14 protein-coding genes, 6 tRNA genes and 1 riboswitch are annotated in these 21,631 nt (G+C 71.0%); of the genes, 11 read left to right on the forward strand and 9 right to left on the reverse strand.

Annotated elements, in window-relative coordinates; translation table 11 throughout:
• Positions 1 to 137 precede the first annotated feature (137 nt).
• Positions 138 to 344: a developmental transcriptional regulator BldC gene (gene bldC / locus OHO83_RS24330; RefSeq protein ID WP_003949541.1), complete on the forward strand. Its 207-nt coding sequence runs from the start codon at positions 138 to 140 to the stop codon at positions 342 to 344.
• A 560-nt stretch (positions 345 to 904) separates the two neighbouring features.
• Here the strand turns inward: bldC and OHO83_RS24335 are convergent.
• The 3 genes from OHO83_RS24335 to hrpA form a co-directional block, all read right to left on the reverse strand.
• Complete coding sequence (locus OHO83_RS24335; protein ID WP_266672098.1) at positions 905 to 1,105, reverse strand: DUF6274 family protein; 201 nt, start codon at positions 1,103 to 1,105, stop codon at positions 905 to 907.
• A 336-nt stretch (positions 1,106 to 1,441) separates the two neighbouring features.
• Positions 1,442 to 1,516 (reverse strand) — tRNA-Asp (locus OHO83_RS24340).
• 94 nt (positions 1,517 to 1,610) lie between these two features.
• Positions 1,611 to 5,594: an ATP-dependent RNA helicase HrpA gene (gene hrpA / locus OHO83_RS24345; protein WP_266672096.1), complete on the reverse strand. Its 3,984-nt coding sequence runs from the start codon at positions 5,592 to 5,594 to the stop codon at positions 1,611 to 1,613.
• Between the two features lie 121 nt (positions 5,595 to 5,715).
• On the opposite strand from hrpA, the gene OHO83_RS24350 reads away from it, so the two are divergent.
• A complete protein-coding gene (locus tag OHO83_RS24350; RefSeq protein ID WP_266672094.1) occupies positions 5,716 to 6,798 on the forward strand; it encodes an ABC transporter permease in 1,083 nt (360 codons plus the stop codon).
• A gap of 158 nt (positions 6,799 to 6,956) precedes the next feature.
• Here the strand turns inward: OHO83_RS24350 and OHO83_RS24355 are convergent.
• The 4 genes from OHO83_RS24355 to OHO83_RS24370 all read right to left on the reverse strand — a co-directional run bounded on the left by OHO83_RS24355 (position 6,957) and on the right by OHO83_RS24370 (position 8,886).
• A tRNA-Phe gene (locus OHO83_RS24355) sits at positions 6,957 to 7,030 on the reverse strand.
• 24 nt (positions 7,031 to 7,054) lie between these two features.
• Positions 7,055 to 7,129, reverse strand: a tRNA-Asp gene (locus OHO83_RS24360).
• 37 nt (positions 7,130 to 7,166) lie between these two features.
• Positions 7,167 to 7,239: transfer RNA gene (locus OHO83_RS24365), tRNA-Glu, on the reverse strand.
• 81 nt (positions 7,240 to 7,320) lie between these two features.
• A complete protein-coding gene (locus OHO83_RS24370; protein ID WP_266672092.1) occupies positions 7,321 to 8,886 on the reverse strand; it encodes a metallophosphoesterase family protein in 1,566 nt (521 codons plus the stop codon).
• 81 nt (positions 8,887 to 8,967) lie between these two features.
• Between OHO83_RS24370 and OHO83_RS24375 the strand changes: the two genes are divergently transcribed.
• The 5 genes from OHO83_RS24375 (at position 8,968) to OHO83_RS24395 (ending at position 14,364) form a co-directional block, all read left to right on the forward strand.
• Positions 8,968 to 9,318, forward strand: coding sequence for a metallopeptidase family protein (locus OHO83_RS24375; protein ID WP_266672090.1), 351 nt, complete (start codon positions 8,968 to 8,970; stop codon positions 9,316 to 9,318).
• A 131-nt stretch (positions 9,319 to 9,449) separates the two neighbouring features.
• Positions 9,450 to 9,977 (forward strand): hypothetical protein, encoded by a 528-nt coding sequence (locus tag OHO83_RS24380; protein ID WP_266672088.1) that lies wholly within the window; start codon positions 9,450 to 9,452, stop codon positions 9,975 to 9,977.
• 232 nt (positions 9,978 to 10,209) lie between these two features.
• Positions 10,210 to 12,456 (forward strand): DEAD/DEAH box helicase, encoded by a 2,247-nt coding sequence (locus OHO83_RS24385; protein ID WP_266672086.1) that lies wholly within the window; start codon positions 10,210 to 10,212, stop codon positions 12,454 to 12,456.
• 169 nt (positions 12,457 to 12,625) lie between these two features.
• Positions 12,626 to 14,170: an amino acid permease gene (locus OHO83_RS24390; RefSeq protein ID WP_266672084.1), complete on the forward strand. Its 1,545-nt coding sequence runs from the start codon at positions 12,626 to 12,628 to the stop codon at positions 14,168 to 14,170.
• 121 nt (positions 14,171 to 14,291) lie between these two features.
• Positions 14,292 to 14,364 (forward strand) — tRNA-Lys (locus tag OHO83_RS24395).
• Between the two features lie 73 nt (positions 14,365 to 14,437).
• Here the strand turns inward: OHO83_RS24395 and mgtA are convergent.
• Positions 14,438 to 17,038, reverse strand: a complete 2,601-nt coding sequence (gene mgtA / locus OHO83_RS24400) for a magnesium-translocating P-type ATPase (protein ID WP_266672082.1) — start codon at positions 17,036 to 17,038, stop codon at positions 14,438 to 14,440.
• Positions 17,039 to 17,216: 178 nt separating this feature from the next.
• Here mgtA and OHO83_RS24405 point away from each other — a divergent pair, with 178 nt between their 5' ends.
• Positions 17,217 to 17,672 (forward strand): tellurite resistance TerB family protein, encoded by a 456-nt coding sequence (locus OHO83_RS24405; RefSeq protein ID WP_116512218.1) that lies wholly within the window; start codon positions 17,217 to 17,219, stop codon positions 17,670 to 17,672.
• A gap of 51 nt (positions 17,673 to 17,723) precedes the next feature.
• Here OHO83_RS24405 and OHO83_RS24410 read toward each other — a convergent pair.
• A tRNA-Met gene (locus OHO83_RS24410) sits at positions 17,724 to 17,797 on the reverse strand.
• A gap of 226 nt (positions 17,798 to 18,023) precedes the next feature.
• Between OHO83_RS24410 and OHO83_RS24415 the strand changes: the two genes are divergently transcribed.
• From OHO83_RS24415 to OHO83_RS24425, 3 genes are all read left to right on the forward strand, one after another.
• On the forward strand, positions 18,024 to 19,103 hold the full coding sequence (locus OHO83_RS24415; protein ID WP_266672079.1) for a PP2C family protein-serine/threonine phosphatase: 1,080 nt from the start codon (positions 18,024 to 18,026) through the stop codon (positions 19,101 to 19,103).
• A 259-nt stretch (positions 19,104 to 19,362) separates the two neighbouring features.
• Positions 19,363 to 19,508, forward strand: a riboswitch (cyclic di-AMP (ydaO/yuaA leader).
• An 11-nt stretch (positions 19,509 to 19,519) separates the two neighbouring features.
• Positions 19,520 to 20,575 carry a M23 family metallopeptidase gene (locus tag OHO83_RS24420; RefSeq protein WP_266672077.1) on the forward strand — a complete coding sequence of 352 codons (1,056 nt, stop codon included), beginning with the start codon at positions 19,520 to 19,522 and terminating at the stop codon, positions 20,573 to 20,575.
• A 110-nt stretch (positions 20,576 to 20,685) separates the two neighbouring features.
• Positions 20,686 to 21,630: an aldo/keto reductase gene (locus tag OHO83_RS24425; RefSeq protein WP_266672075.1), complete on the forward strand. Its 945-nt coding sequence runs from the start codon at positions 20,686 to 20,688 to the stop codon at positions 21,628 to 21,630.
• Position 21,631: the final 1 nt, after the last annotated feature.

Here is a 21,631-nt window from a genome sequence, read left to right on the forward strand (position 1 = left end):
GTAGTTGTAGTGCCGAGGACAAGCCGTTCGTCCTATAACCGACTCGACCCGCGTCCGCCATTTCGGGCAACGCGGGTCAAGGTGCAGAATTTAGAGGAATGAACCGAGAAGGTTCGGTTCTCCCGAGGAGGCCGCTCATGACCGCTCGCACCCCTGATGCCGAGCCGCTGCTGACCCCGGCTGAGGTCGCCACGATGTTCCGCGTCGACCCGAAGACGGTGACGCGCTGGGCAAAGGCTGGCAAGCTCACGTCGATTCGCACGCTCGGCGGGCACCGCCGCTACCGCGAGGCAGAGGTCCGCGCACTGCTCGCGGGCATTCCGCAGCAGCGCAGCGAGGCCTGAACAACTGAATAAACCGGGCGTTTCGGGCCCCCCAGCCCTTTTCGCGCCCAACCTATAGCTCCATACGACGCGGGTCCTGCCCCAACAGGCCCACGCCTGCTCACGCTTCAAGGGTGCGTCGTCGATCGCGCTGGACTCCGCCGGGTCCAGCGCGATTTTTTTATGCGCGGATCCGTGCGGGCCGGGGTGGTGCGCCGGGTCCGGTGCGTGGCTTTGTGGGCGGCCCTGTGGGTCCCTGATCGAGTGCCGGCGGCGTTCCTGCCCGGGGTCGCGGGCGGGCGCTCCACGGGTCGTCGGGGAGGTCCGCGCGAGGGGTCCCGGGGTGGGTCTTCGGAAGCGCCCGGGAGGGCCCTGGGGGTAGTGCAATTGCACATATTAAATTGAGGTGTTGTAGGGCGGGTGTAAGAAACGCTGTTTCCAAAACTGGTCCCGTGACACCCGTCACACGGCCGCGCACTTGTTGCTGGCGTGGCCCCTGGGTTAGAGGGGATTCGCGTCGCGGTGTCCGCCGTGCTCCCCCCAGGCTCCCACCGGTTGGGGCCGCCGTCCGGCGCCTTTGGTCAGGCGGTGGAGGGACTTTCGCCCTCCGGGGCTCCGTAGTCCTTCTCAGGGCCTTCAGTGGGCTCTCTGCCGGGCTCCAGGGCGAGGCGCAGGAGTTGGTGGCAGACGGGGCAGTGCCGGGTCAGGTGGCGGTAGCCGGAGGCGGCGGAGAGGTGGGCGCGCAGCAGGGCGCGCGTCTCGTGCCGGGCGGATGCCGCCATGCGCCACCTCCGGGTCGGGAATCCCTTGCTGTCTGAGTACCGGGGGAGCGGGATGCCGTCAAGACGGCGGGGGGTGGGGCACGGAGGCGCGGACGCGCGGGGTGGGGGCCCTGCACACGCGCACGCACGCGACGGAGGCCCGCACCCTCTGCGGGGCGCGGGCCTCGGTTCTGCGTGCGGTCCTGACGGGATGTGCTGTGTCTGATGGCGGCCGCGCCGCGGGCGCGCGGCCCGCGGGTTGGGGCCACGCGACTCGGGTTGGGGGCACACCACTCGAGTTGGGGCGCACGACTGAGGCCCGCACCCCTTGCGGGATACGGGCCTCAGTCTTACGTGCGGTCCTGACGGGATTTGAACCCGCGGCCTCCACCTTGACAGGGTGGCGAGCACTCCAAACTGCTCCACAGGACCTTGCTCGCGGCACTTGGTGTTGCTCTGTGCTGCGAGATGAGACTGTACAGCAGCGCAGGCCCGGCGGTCGAACTCACTTAACGTGCCGGGTCCGTTACGGCGCTGCGGCGTCGATCGCCTTCACGATCCGCTTGTCCGAGACCGGGTACGCGGTGCCGAGCGCGTGGGCGAAGTAGCTGACCCGCAGCTCCTCCAGCATCCAGCGGATGTCCAGGACTTCCTGCGGCACGGGCCGCCCCTGCGGCATCTGTTCGAGCAACCACGCGTACTCGTCCTGCATCTCGTGGACCTTTTCCATGCGCGACGTGTCCCGCTGGACGTTCGTCGGCATCTGGGTCAGGCGCCGGTCGGCGGCGACCAGATAGCGCACGAGGTCGGGCAGGCGCCGCAGGCCCGTGTCCGTGACGAAGCCGGGGCGGATCAGCGCCGTCAACTGCGCCCGTACGTCCGTGAGGTTGGCGAGCAGCGTCGGGCTCTTCGTCGACTTCAGGCGGCGCTCGCAGGCCTGCCAGGCGGCGAGCACCTGCTGTACCTGGCCCACCGTCCGTACGGTCGTGTCGACGATCTCGGCGCGCACCTTGTCGTAGAGCTTGCGGTACGACTCCTCGTCCCAGGCGGGGCCGCCGAAGTCCGCGATGAGCTTGTCGCAGGAGGCCATGGCGCAGTCGTCGAAGAGCGCCTGGACCGTGCCGTGCGGGTTCGCGGACAGGGCGAGCTTCTGGGGGTTGGTCAGCTTGTCCGAGGCGAACTTGCCCGGGTTGACCGGGATGTTGCGCAGGATCAGCCGGCGCGTGCCCCTCCACATGGCCTGCTGCTGCTCGGCCTCCGTGTCGAAGAGCCGGACCGAGACCGTGTCCCCGTCGTCGACCAGCGCCGGGTACGCCTTGACGGGCTGGCCGGCGCGCCGGGTCTCGAAGACGCGGCTCAGCGTGCCGATCGTCCAGTCCGTGAGGCCCGAGCGCTCCACGGACTCGCCGCCCGAGCGCTCGGCCGTAGCCGCTGCCGCCTGCGAGATCGCCTTGCGGGCCTTCGGCTTGAGGCGCAGCTTGAGCGCCTCCAGGTCCTTGTCCTCGGCGAGGGTCCTGCGCCGCTCGTCGACGATCCTGAACGTGATCTTCAGGTGGTCGGGTACGCGGGACAGGTCGAAGTCGTCCGCCGTGACGGGGACGCCGACCATGCGCTGGAGCTCGCGGGCGAGCGTGGTGGGCAGCGGTTCCTGCAGGGGCACGGCCCGCTCCAGGAACGCCTTCGCGTAGTTCGGCGCCGGGACGTAGTGCCGGCGGACCGGCTTCGGCAGGGAGCGGATCAGCTCGATCACGACCTCCTCGCGCAGGCCGGGGATCTGCCAGTCGAAGCCCTCGTCGGTGACCTGGTTGAGGACCTGGAGCGGGATGTGGACGGTCACGCCGTCCGCGTCCGCGCCCGGCTCGAACTGGTACGTCACCCGGAACTTCAGCGGGCCCTGGCGCCACGAGTCCGGATAGTCGTCCTTGGTGATGGCCTCCGCGGACTCGCGGATGAGCATCGAGCGCTCGAAGTCCAGGAGTTCGGGCTCGTCCCGCTTCTTGTGCTTCCACCAGCTGTCGAAGTGGGCGCCCGAGACGACATGCTCCGGGACCCGCTGGTCGTAGAAGTCGAAGAGCGTCTCGTCGTCGACGACGATGTCGCGGCGGCGGGCGCGGTGCTCCAGCTCCTCGACCTCGGTGAGCAGCTTGCGGTTGTCCGAGAAGAACTTGTGGTGGGTGCGCCAGTCGCCCTCGACGAGCGCGTTCCTGATGAACAGCTCGCGGCTCACCTCGGGGTCGATGCGCCCGTAGTTGACCTTGCGCTGGGCGACGAGCGGGACGCCGTACAGCGTCACCTTCTCGTACGCCATCACGGCCGCCTGGTCCTTCTCCCAGTGCGGCTCGCTGTAGGTGCGCTTCAGGAGGTGCTCGGCGAGGGGCTCGACCCACTCCGGCTCGATCCTCGCGTTGACGCGGGCCCACAGCCGCGACGTCTCGACGAGCTCGGCGGACATGATGAAGCGCGGGGGCTTCTTGAAGAGGGCGGAGCCGGGGAAAACGGCGAACTTGGCGTTCCGCGCGCCCAGGTACTCGTTCCGTCCACCGCGCTGCTTGGGGTCCTTGTCCGTGGACTCCTTCACGTCCTTCATCCCGATGTGGGAGAGCAGACCGGCGAGCAGCGAGATGTGGACCTGCTGCTCGGGAGCGTCGTCCTCGTTGAGATGGATCCCCATCTGCTTGGCGACCGTGCGCAGCTGCGTGTAGATGTCCTGCCACTCGCGGATGCGCAGGAAGTTCAGGTACTCCGACTTGCACATGCGGCGGAACGCGGAGGAGCCGAGGGACTTCTGCTGCTCGCGCACATAGCGCCAGAGGTTGAGGAAGGCGAGGAAGTCGGACGTCTCGTCCTTGAAGCGGGCGTGCTGCTGGTCCGCCTGCGCCTGCTTCTCACTGGGGCGCTCGCGCGGGTCCTGGATGGACAGCGCGGCCGCGATCACCATGACCTCGCGCACACAGCCGTTCTTGTCGGCTTCCAGGACCATCCGGGCCAGGCGCGGGTCCACCGGCAGCTGGGCGAGCTTGCGGCCCTGCTCGGTGAGGCGCTTACGGACGTCCTTCTCCGCCGGGTTCAGCGCGCCCAGCTCCTGGAGGAGCTGCACGCCGTCGCGGATGTTGCGGTGGTCCGGCGGGTCGATGAAGGGGAACTTCTCGATGTCGCCGAGTCCGGCCGCGGTCATCTGGAGGATGACGGAGGCGAGATTCGTCCGCAGGATCTCCGCGTCCGTGAACTCGGGGCGGGCGAGGAAGTCGTCCTCCGAGTACAGGCGGACGCAGATGCCGTCCGACGTACGGCCGCAGCGGCCCTTGCGCTGGTTGGCGCTGGCCTGGCTGATCGCCTCGATGGGAAGGCGCTGCACCTTCGTGCGGTGCGAGTACCGCGAGATGCGGGCGGTGCCCGGGTCGATCACGTACTTGATGCCGGGGACGGTCAGGGACGTCTCCGCGACGTTCGTCGCGAGGACGATGCGGCGGACCGAGCCCGAGGGGCGCTGGAAGACGCGGTGCTGCTCCGCGTGCGACAAGCGCGCGTAGAGCGGCAGGACCTCGGTGAACCGGAACTTCTTCTTCTCCAGCGCGTCCGCCGTGTCGCGGATCTCGCGCTCCCCGGACAGGAAGACGAGGATGTCGCCCTTGCCCTCGCCCTGGAGCTCCTCGACGGCGTCCGTGATCGCGGTGATCTGGTCCCGGTCGGCCTCGTCGGAGTCCTCTTCGAGCAGGGGTCTGTAGCGCACCTCGACGGGATACGTACGGCCGCTGACCTCGACGATCGGGGCGTCCCCGAAGTGGCGCGAGAAGCGCTCGGGGTCGATCGTCGCGGAGGTGATGACGACCTTCAGGTCGGGGCGCTTGGGCAGCAGCTGCGCCAGATAACCGAGCAGGAAGTCGATGTTCAGGGACCGCTCGTGGGCCTCGTCGATGATGATCGTGTCGTACGCGCGCAGCTCGCGGTCCGTCTGGATCTCGGCGAGCAGGATGCCGTCCGTCATCAGCTTCACGAACGTCGCGTCCGGGTTGACCTGGTCCGTGAAGCGGACCTTCCAGCCGACGGCCTCGCCGAGCGGGGTGTCCATCTCGTCCGCGATCCGCTCGGCGACCGTGCGGGCCGCGAGCCGGCGGGGCTGGGTGTGGCCGATCATGCCGCGCACGCCGCGGCCGAGCTCGAGACAGATCTTGGGGATCTGGGTCGTCTTGCCGGAGCCGGTCTCGCCCGCGACGATCACGACCTGGTGGTCGCGGATCGCGTCGGCGATCTCGCCCTTCTTCTGGCTGACGGGAAGCTGCTCGGGATACGTGATCTCGAGCGCCTCGTACCGGCCGCGGCGCTGCGCCGTGCGGGCCTCGGCCTTCTCGGCCTCCGCCTCGATCTCGGCGAGTACGGCGGCCCGGGCTTCGGGCTTGCGGATGCGGCGCGCGCCTTCGAGCCTGCGGCCGAGCCGGTGCGCATCGCGCAGGGACAGCTCGGACAGGCGCTGGGCGAGGGTGCCGAGGACGGGGGCAGGCTGCGTAGACATACGTCCTCCAGGATCTCACCTCGGAGAAACGGGTGGCGAATGGTTTTGAGGTGGGCCGGTTTCGGCGGAGACCTGGGCAGTTGGCGCTGAAGGTCCGTTATGTGTGTTTTAACGTATCCGTATGCCGGAGCCGAGCGACGACGATCATGAACACGGCGCCCACGGACGGGCGCCCACGCGCGGGGAGCGCTGGGAGGACTTCAAGAAGTCGCCGTTCCTGCCCGCGACCGTCCTCGTGTTCATCCTGGCCGCCGCCGCGGGCCTCTTCGCGGGCTCGTACACGTACACGATGGCGAACCCGACGCCGCGCCGGATTCCCGCGGCGGTGGTGGGCGCGGCGAACGCGACGCACGGCGGGGCGTTCCTGGCCGGCATGGAGAAGGCGCTGAACGCCTCCCTCGAAGTGCACCCCTACGACACCATCGCGGCGGCCGTGGAGGGCGTGGACCAGCAGAAGGTCTTCGCGATCCTCGACGTGCGGCAGGGCGACCGTGTCGCGCTCGAGGTCTCGGGCGCCTCCGGCGCCTCGGTCGCGCAGGTCCTGGCCGAGACCGCCCCGGAGGTCGGGGCCGGGCTGGGGGTCCCCGTCACCGTGACCGACATCAACCCGCTCCAGAAGGGCGACCCCCGCGGCCTCGCGATCTTCTACATCTCGCTGGCCGCGGTCATCATCGGCTTCGTCGGCGCGATCCAGCTGAGCGTGCACGCACGCGCTCTCGATCCGCTGGAGCGCATCGCGTACACGGTGGCGTACGCGCTGCTCGGGGCCTTCGTGATCGCCGCGGTCGTGGACTGGTGGCTGGGCGCGCTCGATCTGCCGTTCGCCGAGTCCTGGGCGATCCTCGCGCTGACGATGTTCACGTCGGGGATGGTCTTCTCGATGTTCAACACGCTGTTCGGGCGCTGGGCGATGATCCCGACGTGGGGGCTGATGGTGCTCCTCGGCAACCCGTCGTCGGGCGGCGCGGTGTCGTGGCCGCTGCTGCCGTCGGCGCTCGGCCGCATCGGCCGGTGGCTCCCGCCGGGCGCGTCCGTGAACGCGCAGCACACGGCCGTGTACTTCGGCGGGTACCAGCACGTGTTCCCGTTCGTGGTCCTCACGGCGTGGGCCCTCCTGGCGAGCACGATCTTCTGGGTCTGGCGCCACCGCCATCCGGGTGGCCGCACCACGGAACCGGCCCACGCGGTGGCGCCGGGGCCGTGACCCGTCGGGCGACTGCGCCCGGACAGGCCGAAAGCCCCGCCGGAGACAGGGCTTTCGGGAGGTGACCGGGGCGCGGCCTTCGGGCGGCGGGAGAGGGCCCGGGCCGGTCCGCTGGGCAAACGCAACAGGCCCCGTCCGGAGACGGGGCCTGAATCTTGTGGCTGGGGCCGGGATCGAACCGGCGACCTATCGCTTTTCAGGCGATCGCTCGTACCAACTGAGCTACCCAGCCACGCGGTTCGCGAACGAATCGCAGCGGTCCTGACGGGATTTGAACCCGCGGCCTCCACCTTGACAGGGTGGCGAGCACTCCAAACTGCTCCACAGGACCAAGCTGTTGTGCGACAAGTGTCGCACAGGGTGTTGCGTGCCCCCAACGGGATTCGAACCCGTGCTACCGCCTTGAAAGGGCGGCGTCCTGGGCCACTAGACGATGAGGGCTAATTGGCCCGCCTGGGCGCTTCGCAGCGCGTCGGGGACGTGAGAAGCATATGGGATGCGGGGAGGGATCGCCAAAACGGTTTAGGGCGGGGGCGCCGACGAGCCCGTGGGCGCCGTCGGCGAGGGGGTCGCGCCCGGCTGGTTCTCCTTGGGCAGATGGCGGCTGACCTGTGCCGTCGTCAGGCCGAGGCCGCCCAGTTCGATCTCGTCCCAGGCCTGCAGGCGGCGGGTGTCGCGGTCCAGGTAGAGCACCGACGCCTGCACCGGGTCGGGGGACGCGTCGTCGACGGCGCGCAGACCGCTGCCGCCGGTCGAGCCCTCGATGCGCAGCCGCGTGCCCAGCTTCATCACCTCGGTCTGCTCGTGATGGATGTGGCCCGCGAGGACCAGTGGGACCGTGCCGTCCGTCTCGCGGGCGGCCGCCGGGTTGTGGGCGATCGCGATGTCCACCGGCGTGCCGGCCGCCCGCTGGTCGCGCAGCGCGGAGGCGAGCCGGATGCCCGCCATGCGCTCGGCCGGGTCGCCCTGCGCCTTGACCGCCCGGTCCGGCGTGTACTGGGGGTCCCCGGTGCCGGCGAAGCGCAGCCCCGCGACGGTGACCGCCTTGCCGTTGTCGAGCACCCGGACGTTCTTGATGTGTTCGAGGTAGCGCTGGGTGGTCGCCGAGTCGTGGTTGCCGCGGACCCAGATATACGGGGCGCCGAGGTCCTCGATCGGGTCGAGGAACGGGTTCTCGGCCGCCGAGCCGTGGTCCATCGTGTCGCCGGAGTCGACGATGACCGAGATGTCGTACTGCTTGACGAGCGAGGAGATGATCTTCCAGCTGGCCGGGTTCAGATGGATGTCCGAGACGTGCAGGACGCGGATCGTGGACGGGTCCGGCCGGTACGCGGGGAGCGTCGACGTCACGTCGTAGAGCTTCGTCACATTGGTCACCAGGCGCGCCAACTCCTTCTGGTAGACGTCGAATTCGGTGACGATCGAGCGTGCGCTGCCGACGACCGAGGGGGCCGAGGAGAGCAGGCCGGAGAACTTCGGCTCCAGGACCGACTTGGGGTTCCAGGTCGCGTACGCCGCCCCTCCCGAGGCCGCCAGGAGGGCGAGCGCGAGGCCGCCGGCGCCGAGTGCGCGGCTGGGGCGGCGGTAGACCGCGAGGCCGAGCGCCGTGGCGCCGGAGACGACGGCGACGCAGGAGCGCAGGGCGAGGTCGAGGGTGCCGTGCTCGATGTCGCGCGTGACCTCGTCCTGGAGGCCCGAGAGGCGCTCGGGATGGTTGACCAGGGCCTCGGAGCGGTCCGGGTCGAGGCGGTCGACGTCCACGTCGAGGCGGATGGGGGCCGTGTGCGACCGCAGCTCCAGGGAGCCGAGCGGCGAGACATTGATCTTCGTACCGCCGGTCAGGGACGGGCGCAGCGTCATCCGGGTGTCCATCGGGCCGACCGGGACGCGGACGTTCCCCACGGCGAGCAGGCCGAGCCAGGCGCCCATGAGGACGACGGCCGCGAGGCCCAGGGCGCGGAGGTACGGGCGGGGCTGGGGGGTGAGATCGCCGGTGGGGCGGGGGCGGCGGGTGCGAAGACGGCGGCCGACCGCGGAGGGGATGTTCCGCAGGGCGGACAGGGCGGCGACAGCGGGGGCGCGGGCCATTGGTCCCGTATGCCCATGCGGATGGTCCCGTATGCCCGGACGGGCGGGCCGATCTGCGGGCGGGTGGCCGACAATGGCCGTGTGCTGGAGATGACGCGCGAGGAGTTCGAGGAACTGGTCGCCGAAGCCCTGGACCGGATTCCGCCGGAGCTGACGCGGCTCATGGACAACGTGGCGGTGTTCGTCGAGGACGAGCCCCCCGCCGAGGACCCTGAGCTGCTCGGCCTCTACGAAGGGACGCCGCTGACCGACCGGGGCGAGTGGTACGCGGGCGTGCTGCCCGACCGCATCACCGTCTACCGGGGACCCACGCTGCGGATGTGCGAGGCCCGCGAGGACGTCGTCCGGGAGACGGAGATCACCGTGGTCCACGAGATCGCCCACCACTTCGGGATCGACGACGCGCGGCTGCACGCCCTCGGATACGGGTGACGGCCGGGCCGTGAGGGGGCGTGTCCTCCTGCGGGGGGCGGGAGTTGGGAACGGTGACGTCGGTTTTCCGGCGGTTCCGTTCCCGTTTCGGCTTCAGCCCCAGCTTTTCAGCGCCCCGGAGGTGCTCGCCCGTGCGCCAGCTGTCCGTACCCCCTCGTCTGGTTCGACTGGCCGCGACGGTGGTGGCCGTCACGGCGGCGACCACCGGCTGCATGAGCGTCGCCCACGAGGAGGGCGGGCCCGCTCCGTCGCACTCGGCGGGGCGGCACGGCGGGCGGGCGGCCCCGGACGGCGGCGCGGTGGTCCCCGGGGGCGGCGGGGCGCGGGCGGGCGGCAGGGAGGGCGCGGACGGGTCGCCGTCGGCGGGGCCGAGCGGCAGCGCGTCCGGCGCGGCCTCGGGTGCCGCCTCGCCCTCCGCGAGCGCCACCAAGCGCGGGCCGGCGGGTCCGGTGAAGCCGTCGGCGAGCGGGCGGACCACGCCGCCGTCCGGGCCTACCCCGACGCGCACCCCGCCGGACTCGGCCACGCCGCCCCAGGACACCCCCACGCCGACGCCCGACCCGACGACCGCGGAGCCCTCGTCGTCGGCGCACGAGCAGGCGTCGGCCCGGGTGCAGATCGTCCGGGAGCCGGCGCCGCAGGCGGGGATGCCTGCGTAGGAGCCGCCTCCGGGGCGGGTGTGAGCGGGGTCTCAGGGGATCGGTTTGCGCTGGAGGGTGGTGGGTGACTATGGTGGTAGATCGTTTGATCCCATTTGCCCGGCGCCGATAAGAGAGCGCCGCGTGGCGCGTTCTCTCCCCAGCCGTGGCTGGACCGCATTGAGGCGGTCGATTGCGAAATTCACGGAGTTGACGGGCGCGTGCCGAGACTCCGGAAGGTTTCGCATTTCGCATGTCCATTTCCAGTTCTGACCACTCCGTCATGCCCGAGAACGACGAGGCCGTGCAGGTTCTCGCCGTCGACGAGGACATGACTGCCGTTGCCGTCGGAGAGGCCGCTGTCAGCGCCTCGGCCGAGGCCGACAACGACACCCCCGCCGAGCCCACCCTGACCTTCGGCGACCTCGGTCTGCCCGAGGGCATCGTCCGCAAGCTCGCGCAGAACGGCGTGACCGCGCCGTTCCCGATCCAGGCCGCGACCATCCCGGACGCCCTGGCCGGCAAGGACATCCTCGGCCGTGGCCGCACCGGCTCCGGCAAGACCCTCTCCTTCGGTCTGCCGACCCTGGCGCGCCTCGCCGGCGGTCACACCGAGAAGAAGAAGCCCCGCGCGGTCATCCTGACCCCGACCCGCGAGCTGGCGATGCAGGTCGCCGACGCCCTCCAGCCCTACGGCGACGTCCTCGGCCTGAAGATGAAGGTCGTCTGCGGCGGTACGTCCATGGGCAACCAGATCTACGCCCTCGAGCGCGGCGTCGACGTCCTCGTCGCCACCCCGGGCCGTCTGCGCGACATCATCAACCGCGGCGCCTGCTCGCTCGCGAACGTCGAGATCGCCGTTCTGGACGAGGCCGACCAGATGTCCGACCTGGGCTTCCTGCCCGAGGTCACCGAGCTGCTCGACCAGGTCCCGGCCGACGGCCAGCGCATGCTGTTCTCGGCCACGATGGAGAACGAGATCTCCACGCTGGTCAAGCGCTACCTGAACAACCCGGTCACGCACGAGGTCGACGCCGCCCAGGGCGCCGTCACGACCATGACCCACCACATCCTGATCGTGAAGCCCAAGGACAAGGCGCCGGTCACCGCCGCGATCGCCTCCCGCAAGGGCCGCACGATCATCTTCGTCCGCACCCAGCTGGGCGCCGACCGCATCGCCGAGCAGCTCCAGGACGCCGGCGTGAAGGCCGACGCGCTGCACGGTGGCATGACGCAGGGTTCTCGTACCCGCGTCCTCGCCGACTTCAAGGACGGCTACGTCAACACGCTCGTCGCCACCGACGTCGCCGCCCGCGGTATCCACGTCGACGGCATCGACCTGGTCCTGAACGTGGACCCGGCCGGTGACCACAAGGACTACCTGCACCGCTCGGGCCGTACCGCGCGTGCCGGCAAGTCCGGTGTCGTCGTCTCGCTGTCGCTGCCGCACCAGCGCCGCCAGATCTTCCGCCTCATGGAGGACGCGGGCGTCGACGCCTCGCGCCACATCATCCAGGGCGGTGCGGCCTTCGACCCGGAGGTCGCCGAGATCACCGGTGCCCGGTCCATGACCGAGGTCCAGGCCGAGTCCGCGGGCAACGCCGCGCAGCAGGCCGAGCGTGAGGTCACCTCCCTCACCAAGGAGCTGGAGCGTGCCACGCGCCGCGCCGGCGAGCTGCGCGAGGAGGCCGACCGCCTCACCGCGCGTGCCGCCCGTGAGCGTGGCGAGGACGCCGAGGGCGTCGCCGCCGCCGTGGCCGCAGCCGCCGAGAAGGCCGCCGAGGCGTCCGTCCCGGAGCAGGCCGCCGCGCCGGCCGAGCGCCAGGAGCGTTCGTCCTCGTACGAGCAGCGCCCGCAGCGCCGTGACGAGCGGGGCAACTACGAGAAGCGCGACCGTCGCGACGACCGTCCGTCGGGCGGCTTCAACCGTGACCGTCGTGACAACGACCGTGGTGGCTTCCGTCGCGACGACCGTCCGTCCGGTGGCTTCAACCGTGACCGTCGTGACAACGACCGTGGTGGCTTCCGCCGCGACGACCGTCCGTCGGGCGGCTTCAACCGTGACCGCCGTGACGACCGGGGCGGCTTCGACCGCGACCGTCGTGACGACCGCGGTGGCCGTTCCTTCGAGCGTCGTGACAACGACCGTCCGTCCGGTGGCTTCCGCCGCGACAACGACCGTCCCTCCGGTGGCGGCTTCAACCGTGACCGTCGTGACGAGCGTCCCTCCGGTGGCGGCTTCAACCGCGACCGTCGTGACGAGCGCCCCTCGGGCGGCGGCTTCCGTCGTGACGACCGCCCCTCCGGCGGTCACCGCGGCAGCGACCGTCCGTTCAACCGTGACCGTCGTGACGACCGTCCCGCCGGCGGCGGCTTCCGCACCGGTGGCCACGACCGTCCGTACGGCCGCCGCGACGACCACCGCGGTGCGGGCTCCGGCTCGACCGGCGGTTCCTCGTTCCGCCGCGACGAGAAGCCGCGCTGGAAGCGCAACGGCTGACAGCCGCAGGGCCTGACGGCCTGACGGCTTGAGCTGAGAAGGGCCCGGGAGACGATCACGTCTTCCGGGCCCTTCCTTTTTTGCCGCCCCCGTACCGGCGTTCACCCGCGGGCATTATTTGGCCAAGGCCCGCGCATGTCCCGCCCCCGGTACGGGAATCGCTGGGGGCATGACAAGTGACCCAGCGGCGCAGCAACCGCCGCCTTCGACCGACGAGGAACGTCTCGCCCAGCTCGGCTACACGCAGGTCCTTGCCCGCAGGATGTCGGCTTTCTCCAACTACGCCGTCTCCTTCACGATCATCTCGGTGCTCTCCGGGTGCCTGACGATGTATCTGTTCGGGATGAACACCGGCGGCCCCGCCCTGATCACCTGGGGGTGGGTCGGGGTCGGGCTGATGACGCTGTTCGTCGGGCTCGCGATGGCGGAGATCTGCTCGGCGTACCCGACCTCCGCCGGCCTCTACTTCTGGGCACACCGCCTCGCACCCGCGCGGACGGCCGCCGCGTGGGCGTGGTTCACGGGCTGGTTCAACGTCCTGGGACAGGTCGCGGTGACCGCCGGGATCGACTTCGGCGCCGCGTCCTTCCTCGGCGCGTATCTGAACCTCCAGTTCGACTTCGAGGTGACGCCGGGGCGGACGATCCTGCTGTTCGCGGCGATCCTCGTGCTGCACGGGCTCCTCAACACCTTCGGCGTGCGCATCGTCGGACTGCTCAACAGCGTCAGCGTCTGGTGGCACGTCGTCGGTGTCGCCGTCATCGTCGGCGCGCTCGCCTTCGCGCCGGACAGCCACCAGTCCGCGTCCTTCGTCTTCACGAAGTTCGTCAACAACACCGGCTGGGGCAGCGGGTTCTACGTCGTCCTGATCGGACTGCTGATGGCCCAGTACACGTTCACGGGCTACGACGCCTCCGCGCACATGACCGAGGAGACCCACGACGCGTCCACCGCGGGGCCGAAGGGCATCGTGCGCTCCATCTGGACGTCCTGGATCGCCGGGTTCGTGCTGCTGCTCGGCTTCACCTTCGCCATCCAGTCGTACCAAGGAGCCCTCGGCTCGGCCACGGGTGCGCCGCCTGCGCAGATCCTGCTCGACGCGCTCGGGGCGACGGCCGGGAAGCTGCTGCTGCTCGTCGTCATCGGCGCGCAGCTCTTCTGCGGCATGGCCTCCGTCACGGCCAACAGCCGTATGATCTACGCCTTTTCGCGTGACGGCGCGCTGCCCTACTCGCATGTCTGGCACACCGTCAGCCCGCGCACCCGCACCCCCGTGGCCGCGGTGTGGCTCGCCGCGCTCGGCGCCCTCGTGCTCGGACTGCCGTACCTCATCAACGTCACGGCGTACGCGGCCGTGACCTCGATCGCCGTCATCGGTCTCTACATCGCGTACGTGGTGCCGACCCTCCTGCGGCTGCGCAAGGGCGACGCCTTCGAGCGCGGGCCCTGGCATCTGGGCAGGTGGTCGCGGCCGGTCGGGATCGTGGCCGTGGTGTGGGTCGCCGTCATCACGGTTCTTTTCATGCTGCCGCAGGTCTCGCCGGTCACGTGGGAGACGTTCAACTACGCCCCGATCGCGGTCCTTGCGGTCCTCGGGTTCGCGGGCGTGTGGTGGCTGGTGTCGGCCCGGCACTGGTTCCTCAACCCGGAGCACGCGCGGACCGTCGCGCGTGAGGCGGGGCGCGTGGGAGCGCCGGAACCGGTCGATCCGTGAGGGTCGGGGGCGCCGCCCGGCCACCCGTGTGACCTCCGACAGGCCGTGGAGGCCGATACCCGATCGGCCTCCCGGCCCCGGCGGGCTATGCTCGGGGATGCGTCGGCGCGGGCCGGCGCGTGGACCCTTAGCTCAATTGGCAGAGCAGTGGACTTTTAATCCATTGGTTGTGGGTTCGAGTCCCACAGGGTCTACCGCGTGAACAGCGGCCCGGACGGCTTCGGCCGGCCGGGCCGCTGCGCTGTTCCCGCCGAACTCCGTTGCCCCTCAGGCCTGCCGTACGTACCGCCTCTTCACCGCTGTCAGCGCGACCGCGTACAGGGCGAGGACCGCCGCGAGGAGCGCGTAGTACACGGGCGGCAGGGGAGTCATGCCGAGCGGGTGGGCGGCGGGGGTCAGCGGCAGCACGACGCCGACGACGGCCAGGGACGCGACCGCCCAGCGGACCGGGCCCGGGGTGCGCGGGGCGCGGCCGGTGCGCAGGAGCAGCATCACCAGAGCCTGCGTCAGGAGGTTCTCGGTGAACCAGCCCGAGTGGAACGCCGCCTCGTCGGCCGGGCCCGCCGTGGAGTGCAGGGCGAGCGCGAGGACGCCGAAGGTCGCGAGGTCGGCGGCGGCGTTGAGGACGCCGAACCCGGTGATGAAGCGCAGGAAGTCGCGCGGGCGCAGCGTCGTGGGGCGGCGCAGGGCGGCGGCCGCCGGGCGGTCGAAGGCGAACGACAGCTGGGCCGCGTCGAAGCACAGGTTCTGGGCGAGCACCTGCGCCGGCAGCATCGGCAGGAACGGCAGCAGGAGGCCCGCCGACAGCATCGCGATCACGTTGCCGAGGTTCGAGGAGAGTGTGACGCGCAGATACGTGGCGATGTTGCCGCTGCTGTGACGGCCCGCGGTGATCGCGTGGCCGATCGCGGTGAGGTCCTTGCCCGGCCGGTCCGCGGGCTGCGCGAGGACGATGTCCGCCGCGTCGCGCGCCGCCGCGACCGCGTCGCGCGGGCAGATCCCGACGTCGGCGGCGCGCAGCGCGGGCAGGTCGTTCACGCCGTCGCCCAGGAAGCCGACGGTCGTCTCGCCGCCGGCGCGCAGGGCGGTGACGATGCGCGCCTTGTGGGCGGGGGTGCAGCGGGCGAAGACGGTGGTGCGGCGGGCGAGGCGGGCCAGCTCCTCGTCCGTGAGCGCGTCGAGGGCGTCCGCGGTGTGCAGGTCGCCGGGGGCGACGCCCAGATCGCGCAGGGCGCGCGCCGCGGTGCCGGGGTGGTCGCCGGTGATGACCTTGACCGTGACGCCGCGCTCGCCCAGGTCGCGCAGGGCCTGCGCGGCGGTCGGCACGAGGGCGTCGGTGAAGGCGACGAAGCCGGTGAAGGTGAGGCCGCGCTCGTCGGCGGTGCTTCCCCCGCCGCCTGAGGGGCGAGGGAGGCTCCCCGGGCGGTGCCGGGCGGGCCGTTCGGCGGTTGCCACCGCGAGGAGCCGCAGCCCGTCGCCGGACATTTTTGCGGCCCGGGCGAGCAGGTTCGCGCGCTCGGCGTCGTCGAGGGCACAGCGCTCCAGGACGTTCTCCACGGAGCCTTTGACGGCGAGGGTGACGGTGCCGAGCGTGCCGGGCCGCCGGACGACGGCGGTGGCGAGGCGGCGTACGGGGTCGAAGGGCAGGGCGGTGATGCCGTCGTACGCCTCGGTGAAGGCCGGGTCGTTCGCGAGAGCCTGCGTGATGACCGCCTCGTCGAGCGCGTCCGCGGCCGGCAGGTCGGCGAGCTGGAGCGTCCACCAGGCGGAGACGGCCGCCCAGTGCAGGGCGTCGGGGTCGGTGCGAGCGGGGTCGACGGCCGGACGGTCCTGGGTGAGGGTGCCTGTCTTGTCGACGCAGAGGATGTCGACGGCGCCGATGTCGTGCAGCGCGGGGAGCCGTCTGACGATGACGCCGTGGGTGCGGGCGAGCAGCGCGGAGCCGCGGGCGAGCGCCGTCGTGACGATGACCGGCAGCATCTCCGGGGTGAGCCCGACGGCCACCGCGACGGCGAACGGCAGGGTCTCCAGGCCCCGGCCGCGCAGCGCGGCGCCGGCCATCAGGACCAGCGGCGGCGTCAGCAGCATGAAACGGATCAGGGTCCAGGAGATGCCGTGCACCGAGCGGTCGAACGCGCTCGCCCCGCGCTTCGCGCCGACCGTGCGGTGGGCGGCGGCGAAGCGGGTGTCGGCGCCCGTCGCGAGCACCACGGCGCTCGCGCTCCCGGAGGCCACGCTGCCGCCCTGGAAGCACAGATGCGCCGACTCGCCGTCCGCGGGCAGGTCCACGGGACGCTTGTCGGCCGGCACGGACTCCCCGGTGAACGCCGCCTGTTGCACGGTCAGGCCCTGCGCCCGCAGCAGGCGTACGTCGGCGGGGATCAGGTCGCCGGGACCGAGCCGCACCACGTCACCGGGCACCAACTGGCTTACCGGAAGCTCGCGTTCGGCCGGTGAGGCGGTCTCGTCGGCGCCGGGGCGGCGCAGCACGGTCGCCGTCGTCGCCACCAGCTCGCGCAGGCCCGCCATGGCGCTGTCCGCGCGGCGCTCGCCCGCGGAGCGCAGGCAGCAGCTGACGGCGACCAGGGCGAGGATCACGCAGGCGGTGCCCCAGGCCGCGACGGTCGCCGAGACGAGGCCGAGGCAGAGCAGGACGACGGTGAACGGGTCGCGCAGACTGCGGGCGGCGAGCCGGGGCCAGGACAGGGGGCGCGTACCCGGCAGGACGTTCTCGCCGTGCCGGGCCAGGCGTCGTGCGGCGTCCGTCTCGGTGAGGCCGCGTGGGCCGCTGTCGAGGGAGCGCAGGAGCTGGAGCGTCGTAGGGCCCGTGGACGGGGCGGCGACGTCGGCCGGGGCGGTGTCGGTCACGTTCGGGCGCCGTCAGGGCTTCTCGGGTGTCGGCACCGTCGTCTTCTCCCGTTCATCGGACCACGAAAGGCTCCCCGGCAGAGAGTTCCGGCCTTCAGTTTAGAGGTGGAACTTTTGCCGCTCCCCGCTAGTTTCTACAGAGCTGTAGAAGATCAGTACACGCCGAACGAGGAGAGTCATGGCCCTGTGGGATCGCTTCAAGGAGTCCGCGTCGACGATGCAGACGCAGCTCATGGCGAAGAAGAACGACCTGAAGAGCGGTGCCTTCCGTGACGCGAGCATGGCGATGTGCGCGCTGGTCGCCGCGGCCGACAGGAACGTCGACCCGGCCGAGCGCAGTCGCGTGGCCCAGCTCATCTCGACGAACGAGGTGCTGCAGAACTTCCCCGCGGACCAGCTCCAGAGCCGATTCGACGCGAACCTGAACAAGCTGACCGCCGACTTCGACTTCGGCAAGGTCAGCGTCCTCCAGGAGATCGCCAAGGCGAAGAAGAAGCCCGCCGAGGCGCGCGCGGTCATCCAGATCGGCATCGTCATCGGCGGCGCCGACGGCGACTTCGACAAGACCGAGCAGGCCGTCGTCCGCGAGGCCTGCCTGATGCTCGACCTGCCGCCGCACGAGTTCGACCTGTAGGGGGACAAGACGAAGGCCCGGAACCATTGGTTCCGGGCCTTCGGCCTTCAGTAGCGGGGACAGGATTTGAACCTGCGACCTCTGGGTTATGAGCCCAGCGAGCTACCGAGCTGCTCCACCCCGCGTCGGTAAACACGACTCTACGCCATTGCGGCGACAGAACGCGAATCGGTTGCCCAGGGTTCCGAGATCCGCCGCCCGGAACCCCTTTCACCCGGTCGGTCCCACCGGGTCGCCCGCCGCCCGTCCGGGGTGAACCCTGGGGTCGGGCCCGATGACGTGCGCAGACACGGGACCGACGCGGACGGTGGCGGGAGACGAGTGGTGGGGCAGCGAGGAGGAGACGGGCGGATGGCGCAGCAGGGCCTGTCCCGGGCCCGGTTCTTCGTACGCCTGCTGCCCGCGCTGCTCATCGTCGCCGGGGCGATCTACGACTACGTCACGCTGTCGACGTTCACCGGCGTGCCCCTGTTCACCGCCGCTCCGCTCGTCGCGGCCCCCTTCTTCTCGCCCCGCGGCACTTTCCTGACCGGCCTCGCGACCGTCGCCGTCGTACTCGGGGTGCATCTCAGATACACCCGCAGTTACGACGCCGACGCCATCACCGAACTCGTCACGGTCGCCACCGTCGCCGTACTCGCCTGTGTCATGAACCGCATCGTGCGGCGCGGCAGCGAGCAGCTCACCTCCGTGCGCCAGATCGCCGAGGCGGCCCAGCGCGCCGTCCTGCCCGAGCCCGCCGAGCGCATCGGCGGCCTGGAGATCGCGGCCCGCTACGAGGCCGCCCAGGAGGGGGCCTTCATCGGCGGCGATCTGTACGCGGTGCAGGACACCCCGCACGGTGTGCGGCTCGTCGTGGGCGACGTCCGCGGGAAGGGCATGGGCGCGGTGTCCGCCGTGGCCGTGGTCATCGGCGCCTTCCGGGAGGCGGCCGAGCAGGAGGCGACCCTGGAGGCGGTCGCGCAGCGCCTGGAGCGGGCGCTCGCGCGGGAGGGGATGCGGCGCAACGGCCTCGACGAGTTCGAGGGCTTCACCACGGCCGTGCTCGCCGAGATCCCGCACGGCAACGGTCTCGTACGCGTCATCAACCGCGGCCACCCGGAGCCCCTGCTCCTGGACGGCGACGGGGCGCTCAAGGTCCTGTCGGCGCCGGAGCCCGCGCTGCCGCTCGGGATGGGGGACCTCGGCACCTGGCCCGACCGCGCGTCCGAGACGGAGTTCCCGAGCGGGGCGACGCTGCTGCTCCACACCGACGGTCTCTCGGAGGCGCGCGACGCGCAGGGCACCTTCTACGACCCGGCGGCCCGGCTCGCGGGGCGAATGTTCCCAGGGCCCGATCCGCTGCTGGCCGCGCTCACCGCCGAGGTCCGCCGGCACACCGGGGGCGGCACGACGGACGACATGGCGCTGCTCGCGGTGAGGCGGCCGTGAAGCAGCCGTGAAGCAGCGGTGAGGGCCGCCATCACCTTATGTAGTCGAACGGCGTCGCTGCGCATAACATTTGACAAACCGTCAGATGGGCGACCCGTTCCGACGGCGGGTCAACTCGCCCGATTCCGCCCGCTCGTGCCCCGATAAGTCCAGGCCAAAGGCGTTAACGATCAGTCGGAACGGCTTGGAATCGGGCCCCGGTGTCTATTAACGTTCGATAACGCAGCGCGGTCGTCCCAGCCGTCACAAGAGATGGCTCCGTGCGCACGCGCCTAATCCCGCAAGGGAGCCGGGGAACCACCAACTTGGGGTGAATCGGACGTCTTTCCTTGCGGAAGGCGTCGGTAGGAGACCTTCCTGCTCCGAACCCGTCAGCTAACCCGGTAGGCGAGAAGGAAGGAAAGGAGCGCGCCCCAGTGGCGTCCAACCGGCCTGCCCCAGAGTTCTCCTATGCGCCGATCGACGAAGAGTTCGGCGAAGCGGACGAGCGGACCTGGGAGGAGTGGAACCCCACCGAGGAGTCCGTCCGTCCCGTACGCGGCAGGCACCGCGTGGCCAAGCAGCGCGGCGGTCTCGCGCGCAGCTCCACTGTTCTCGGTGTCGGCGTGATCGCGGCCGTCGGCGCGGGCGGCATCGCCACCGCGCAGGGCGGCAAGCCTCCCGTCCACATCTCGATGCCCGACCTCTCGGCCGTCAAGGACTCGCTGCCCGACGCCAAGTCCCTGCCCGGCGTGGGCGCGCTGATATCCGACGTCTCCGGAGATGACGACGAGTCCGGCACCAGCGCGACCCCGCTGACCGGCGCCGGCATCTCCACCGCGGACGCCCGGCAGGGCACGACCGCCGGTGAGGCGCTGCGCGCCCGCATCATGCAGCAGGCCGAGCAGCAGCAGGACCAGGCCGTCGACGCCGAGGCCGCGGCCGCCGAGGAGGCCGCCGCGAAGAAGGCCGCCGAGGACGCCGCCAAGGAGCAGGGCGCCGCCGAGGCCAAGGCCGCCGCCGACAAGAAGGCGGCGGAGGAGGCCGCGAAGAAGAAGGCCGAGGCCGAGCGCCTCGCCGAGCTCGCCAAGAGCTTCACGCTGCCGGTCGCCTCCTACACGATCACCGGCACCTTCGGTCAGCCCGGCTCGATGTGGTCCTCCGGTTACCACACGGGTCTCGACTTCGCCGCTCCGACGGGTACCCCGCTGAAGGCGATCCACTCCGGCACCGTCAAGGAAGCCGGCTGGGCGGGCGCGTACGGCTACCGCACCGTCCTGGAGCTGCCGGACGGCACCGAGCTCTGGTACTGCCACCAGTCGTCCCTCAACGTCAGCGCGGGCCAGAAGGTGACCAGCGGCGACGTCATCGGCCGCGTCGGCGCCACCGGCAACGTGACCGGGCCGCACCTCCACCTGGAGGTCCACCCCGGCGGCCAGGCGACCGGGGTCGACCCCGCGCCGTGGCTGCGCTCCAACGGCCTGACGATCTGAGGCTCGCCACCCTCCGAACCCCGGCGGTCCTGACGGCGACCCCCCGACGTCAGGGCTGCCGGTCCGGCGTGCCCGGAATATCTTGATCCATTTCGGTGTTGTGACAGGCCATGACTTCTCTTCGCACGCTTGGCTCGTCAGACCTCGAGGTGTTCCCGCTCTCCCTCGGCGGCAATGTGTTCGGCTGGACCGCCGACGAGGCGCAGTCCTTCGCAGTGCTCGACGCGTACGTCGCCGCGGGCGGCAACTTCGTCGACACGGCCGACGCGTACTCGGCGTGGGTTCCGGGCAACAAGGGCGGCGAGTCCGAGACCGTCATCGGCAAGTGGCTGGCCGCGCGCGGCAACCGCTCCGATGTCGTCATCGCCACCAAGGTCGGCGCCCACCCCGACTTCAAGGGCCTGTCCGCCGACACCATCAAGTCCGCCGCCGAGGAGTCCCTGCGACGCCTCGGCACCGACTACATCGATCTCTACTACACGCACTTCGACGACCCGTCCGTGCCGGTCGAGGAGATCATCACCGCCCTCGACGAGCTGGTGACGGCCGGCAAGGTGCGCGCCATCGCCGCGTCGAACCTGACCCCGGAGCGCCTCCAGGAGTCCCTGGACTTCTCCGACCGCGAGGGCGTCGCCCGCTACGCGGCGCTCCAGCCGCACTACAACCTTGTCTCGCGCGACACCTACGAGGGCCGGCTCCAGGAGGTCGCCTCGCGCAGCGGTCTCGCGGCCGTTCCGTACTACGCCCTGGCGGCCGGGTTCCTGACGGGCAAGTACCGGCCGGGCACCGAGGTCGACAGCGCGCGGGCCGAGGGCGCGGGCCGGCACCTGCAGACCGAGCGCGGTGTGCGCGTGCTCAAGGCGCTCGACGAGGTGGCCCAGGCGCACGACGCCGAGGTCGCGACGGTCGCCCTCGCCTGGCTCGCGTCCCGCCCGACGGTGGCCGCCCCGATCGCGTCCGCCCGGACCGTGGAGCAGCTGCCGGCGCTGGTGGCCGTGGCCGACCTGGAGCTGACGGACGCGGAGCTCTCGAAGCTCACGGAGGCGTCCGCCTGAT

Origin of the sequence: Streptomyces sp. NBC_00569 (genome assembly GCF_036345255.1) — a bacterium.
In the GTDB taxonomy this organism is placed as follows: Bacteria; Actinomycetota; Actinomycetes; order Streptomycetales; family Streptomycetaceae; genus Streptomyces.

Coding starts and splice junctions, on each gene's coding strand:
- OHO83_RS24350 (WP_266672094.1), top strand. CDS start 5,716: ATGCCGGAGCCGAGCGACGACGATCATGAACACGGCGCCCACGGACGG.
- bldC (WP_003949541.1), top strand. CDS start 138: ATGACCGCTCGCACCCCTGATGCCGAGCCGCTGCTGACCCCGGCTGAG.
- OHO83_RS24425 (WP_266672075.1), top strand. CDS start 20,686: ATGACTTCTCTTCGCACGCTTGGCTCGTCAGACCTCGAGGTGTTCCCG.
- OHO83_RS24335 (WP_266672098.1), bottom strand. CDS start 1,105: ATGGCGGCATCCGCCCGGCACGAGACGCGCGCCCTGCTGCGCGCCCAC.
- OHO83_RS24405 (WP_116512218.1), top strand. CDS start 17,217: ATGGCCCTGTGGGATCGCTTCAAGGAGTCCGCGTCGACGATGCAGACG.
- OHO83_RS24415 (WP_266672079.1), top strand. CDS start 18,024: ATGGCGCAGCAGGGCCTGTCCCGGGCCCGGTTCTTCGTACGCCTGCTG.
- OHO83_RS24390 (WP_266672084.1), top strand. CDS start 12,626: ATGACAAGTGACCCAGCGGCGCAGCAACCGCCGCCTTCGACCGACGAG.
- OHO83_RS24370 (WP_266672092.1), bottom strand. CDS start 8,886: ATGGCCCGCGCCCCCGCTGTCGCCGCCCTGTCCGCCCTGCGGAACATC.
- OHO83_RS24385 (WP_266672086.1), top strand. CDS start 10,210: ATGTCCATTTCCAGTTCTGACCACTCCGTCATGCCCGAGAACGACGAG.
- hrpA (WP_266672096.1), bottom strand. CDS start 5,594: ATGTCTACGCAGCCTGCCCCCGTCCTCGGCACCCTCGCCCAGCGCCTG.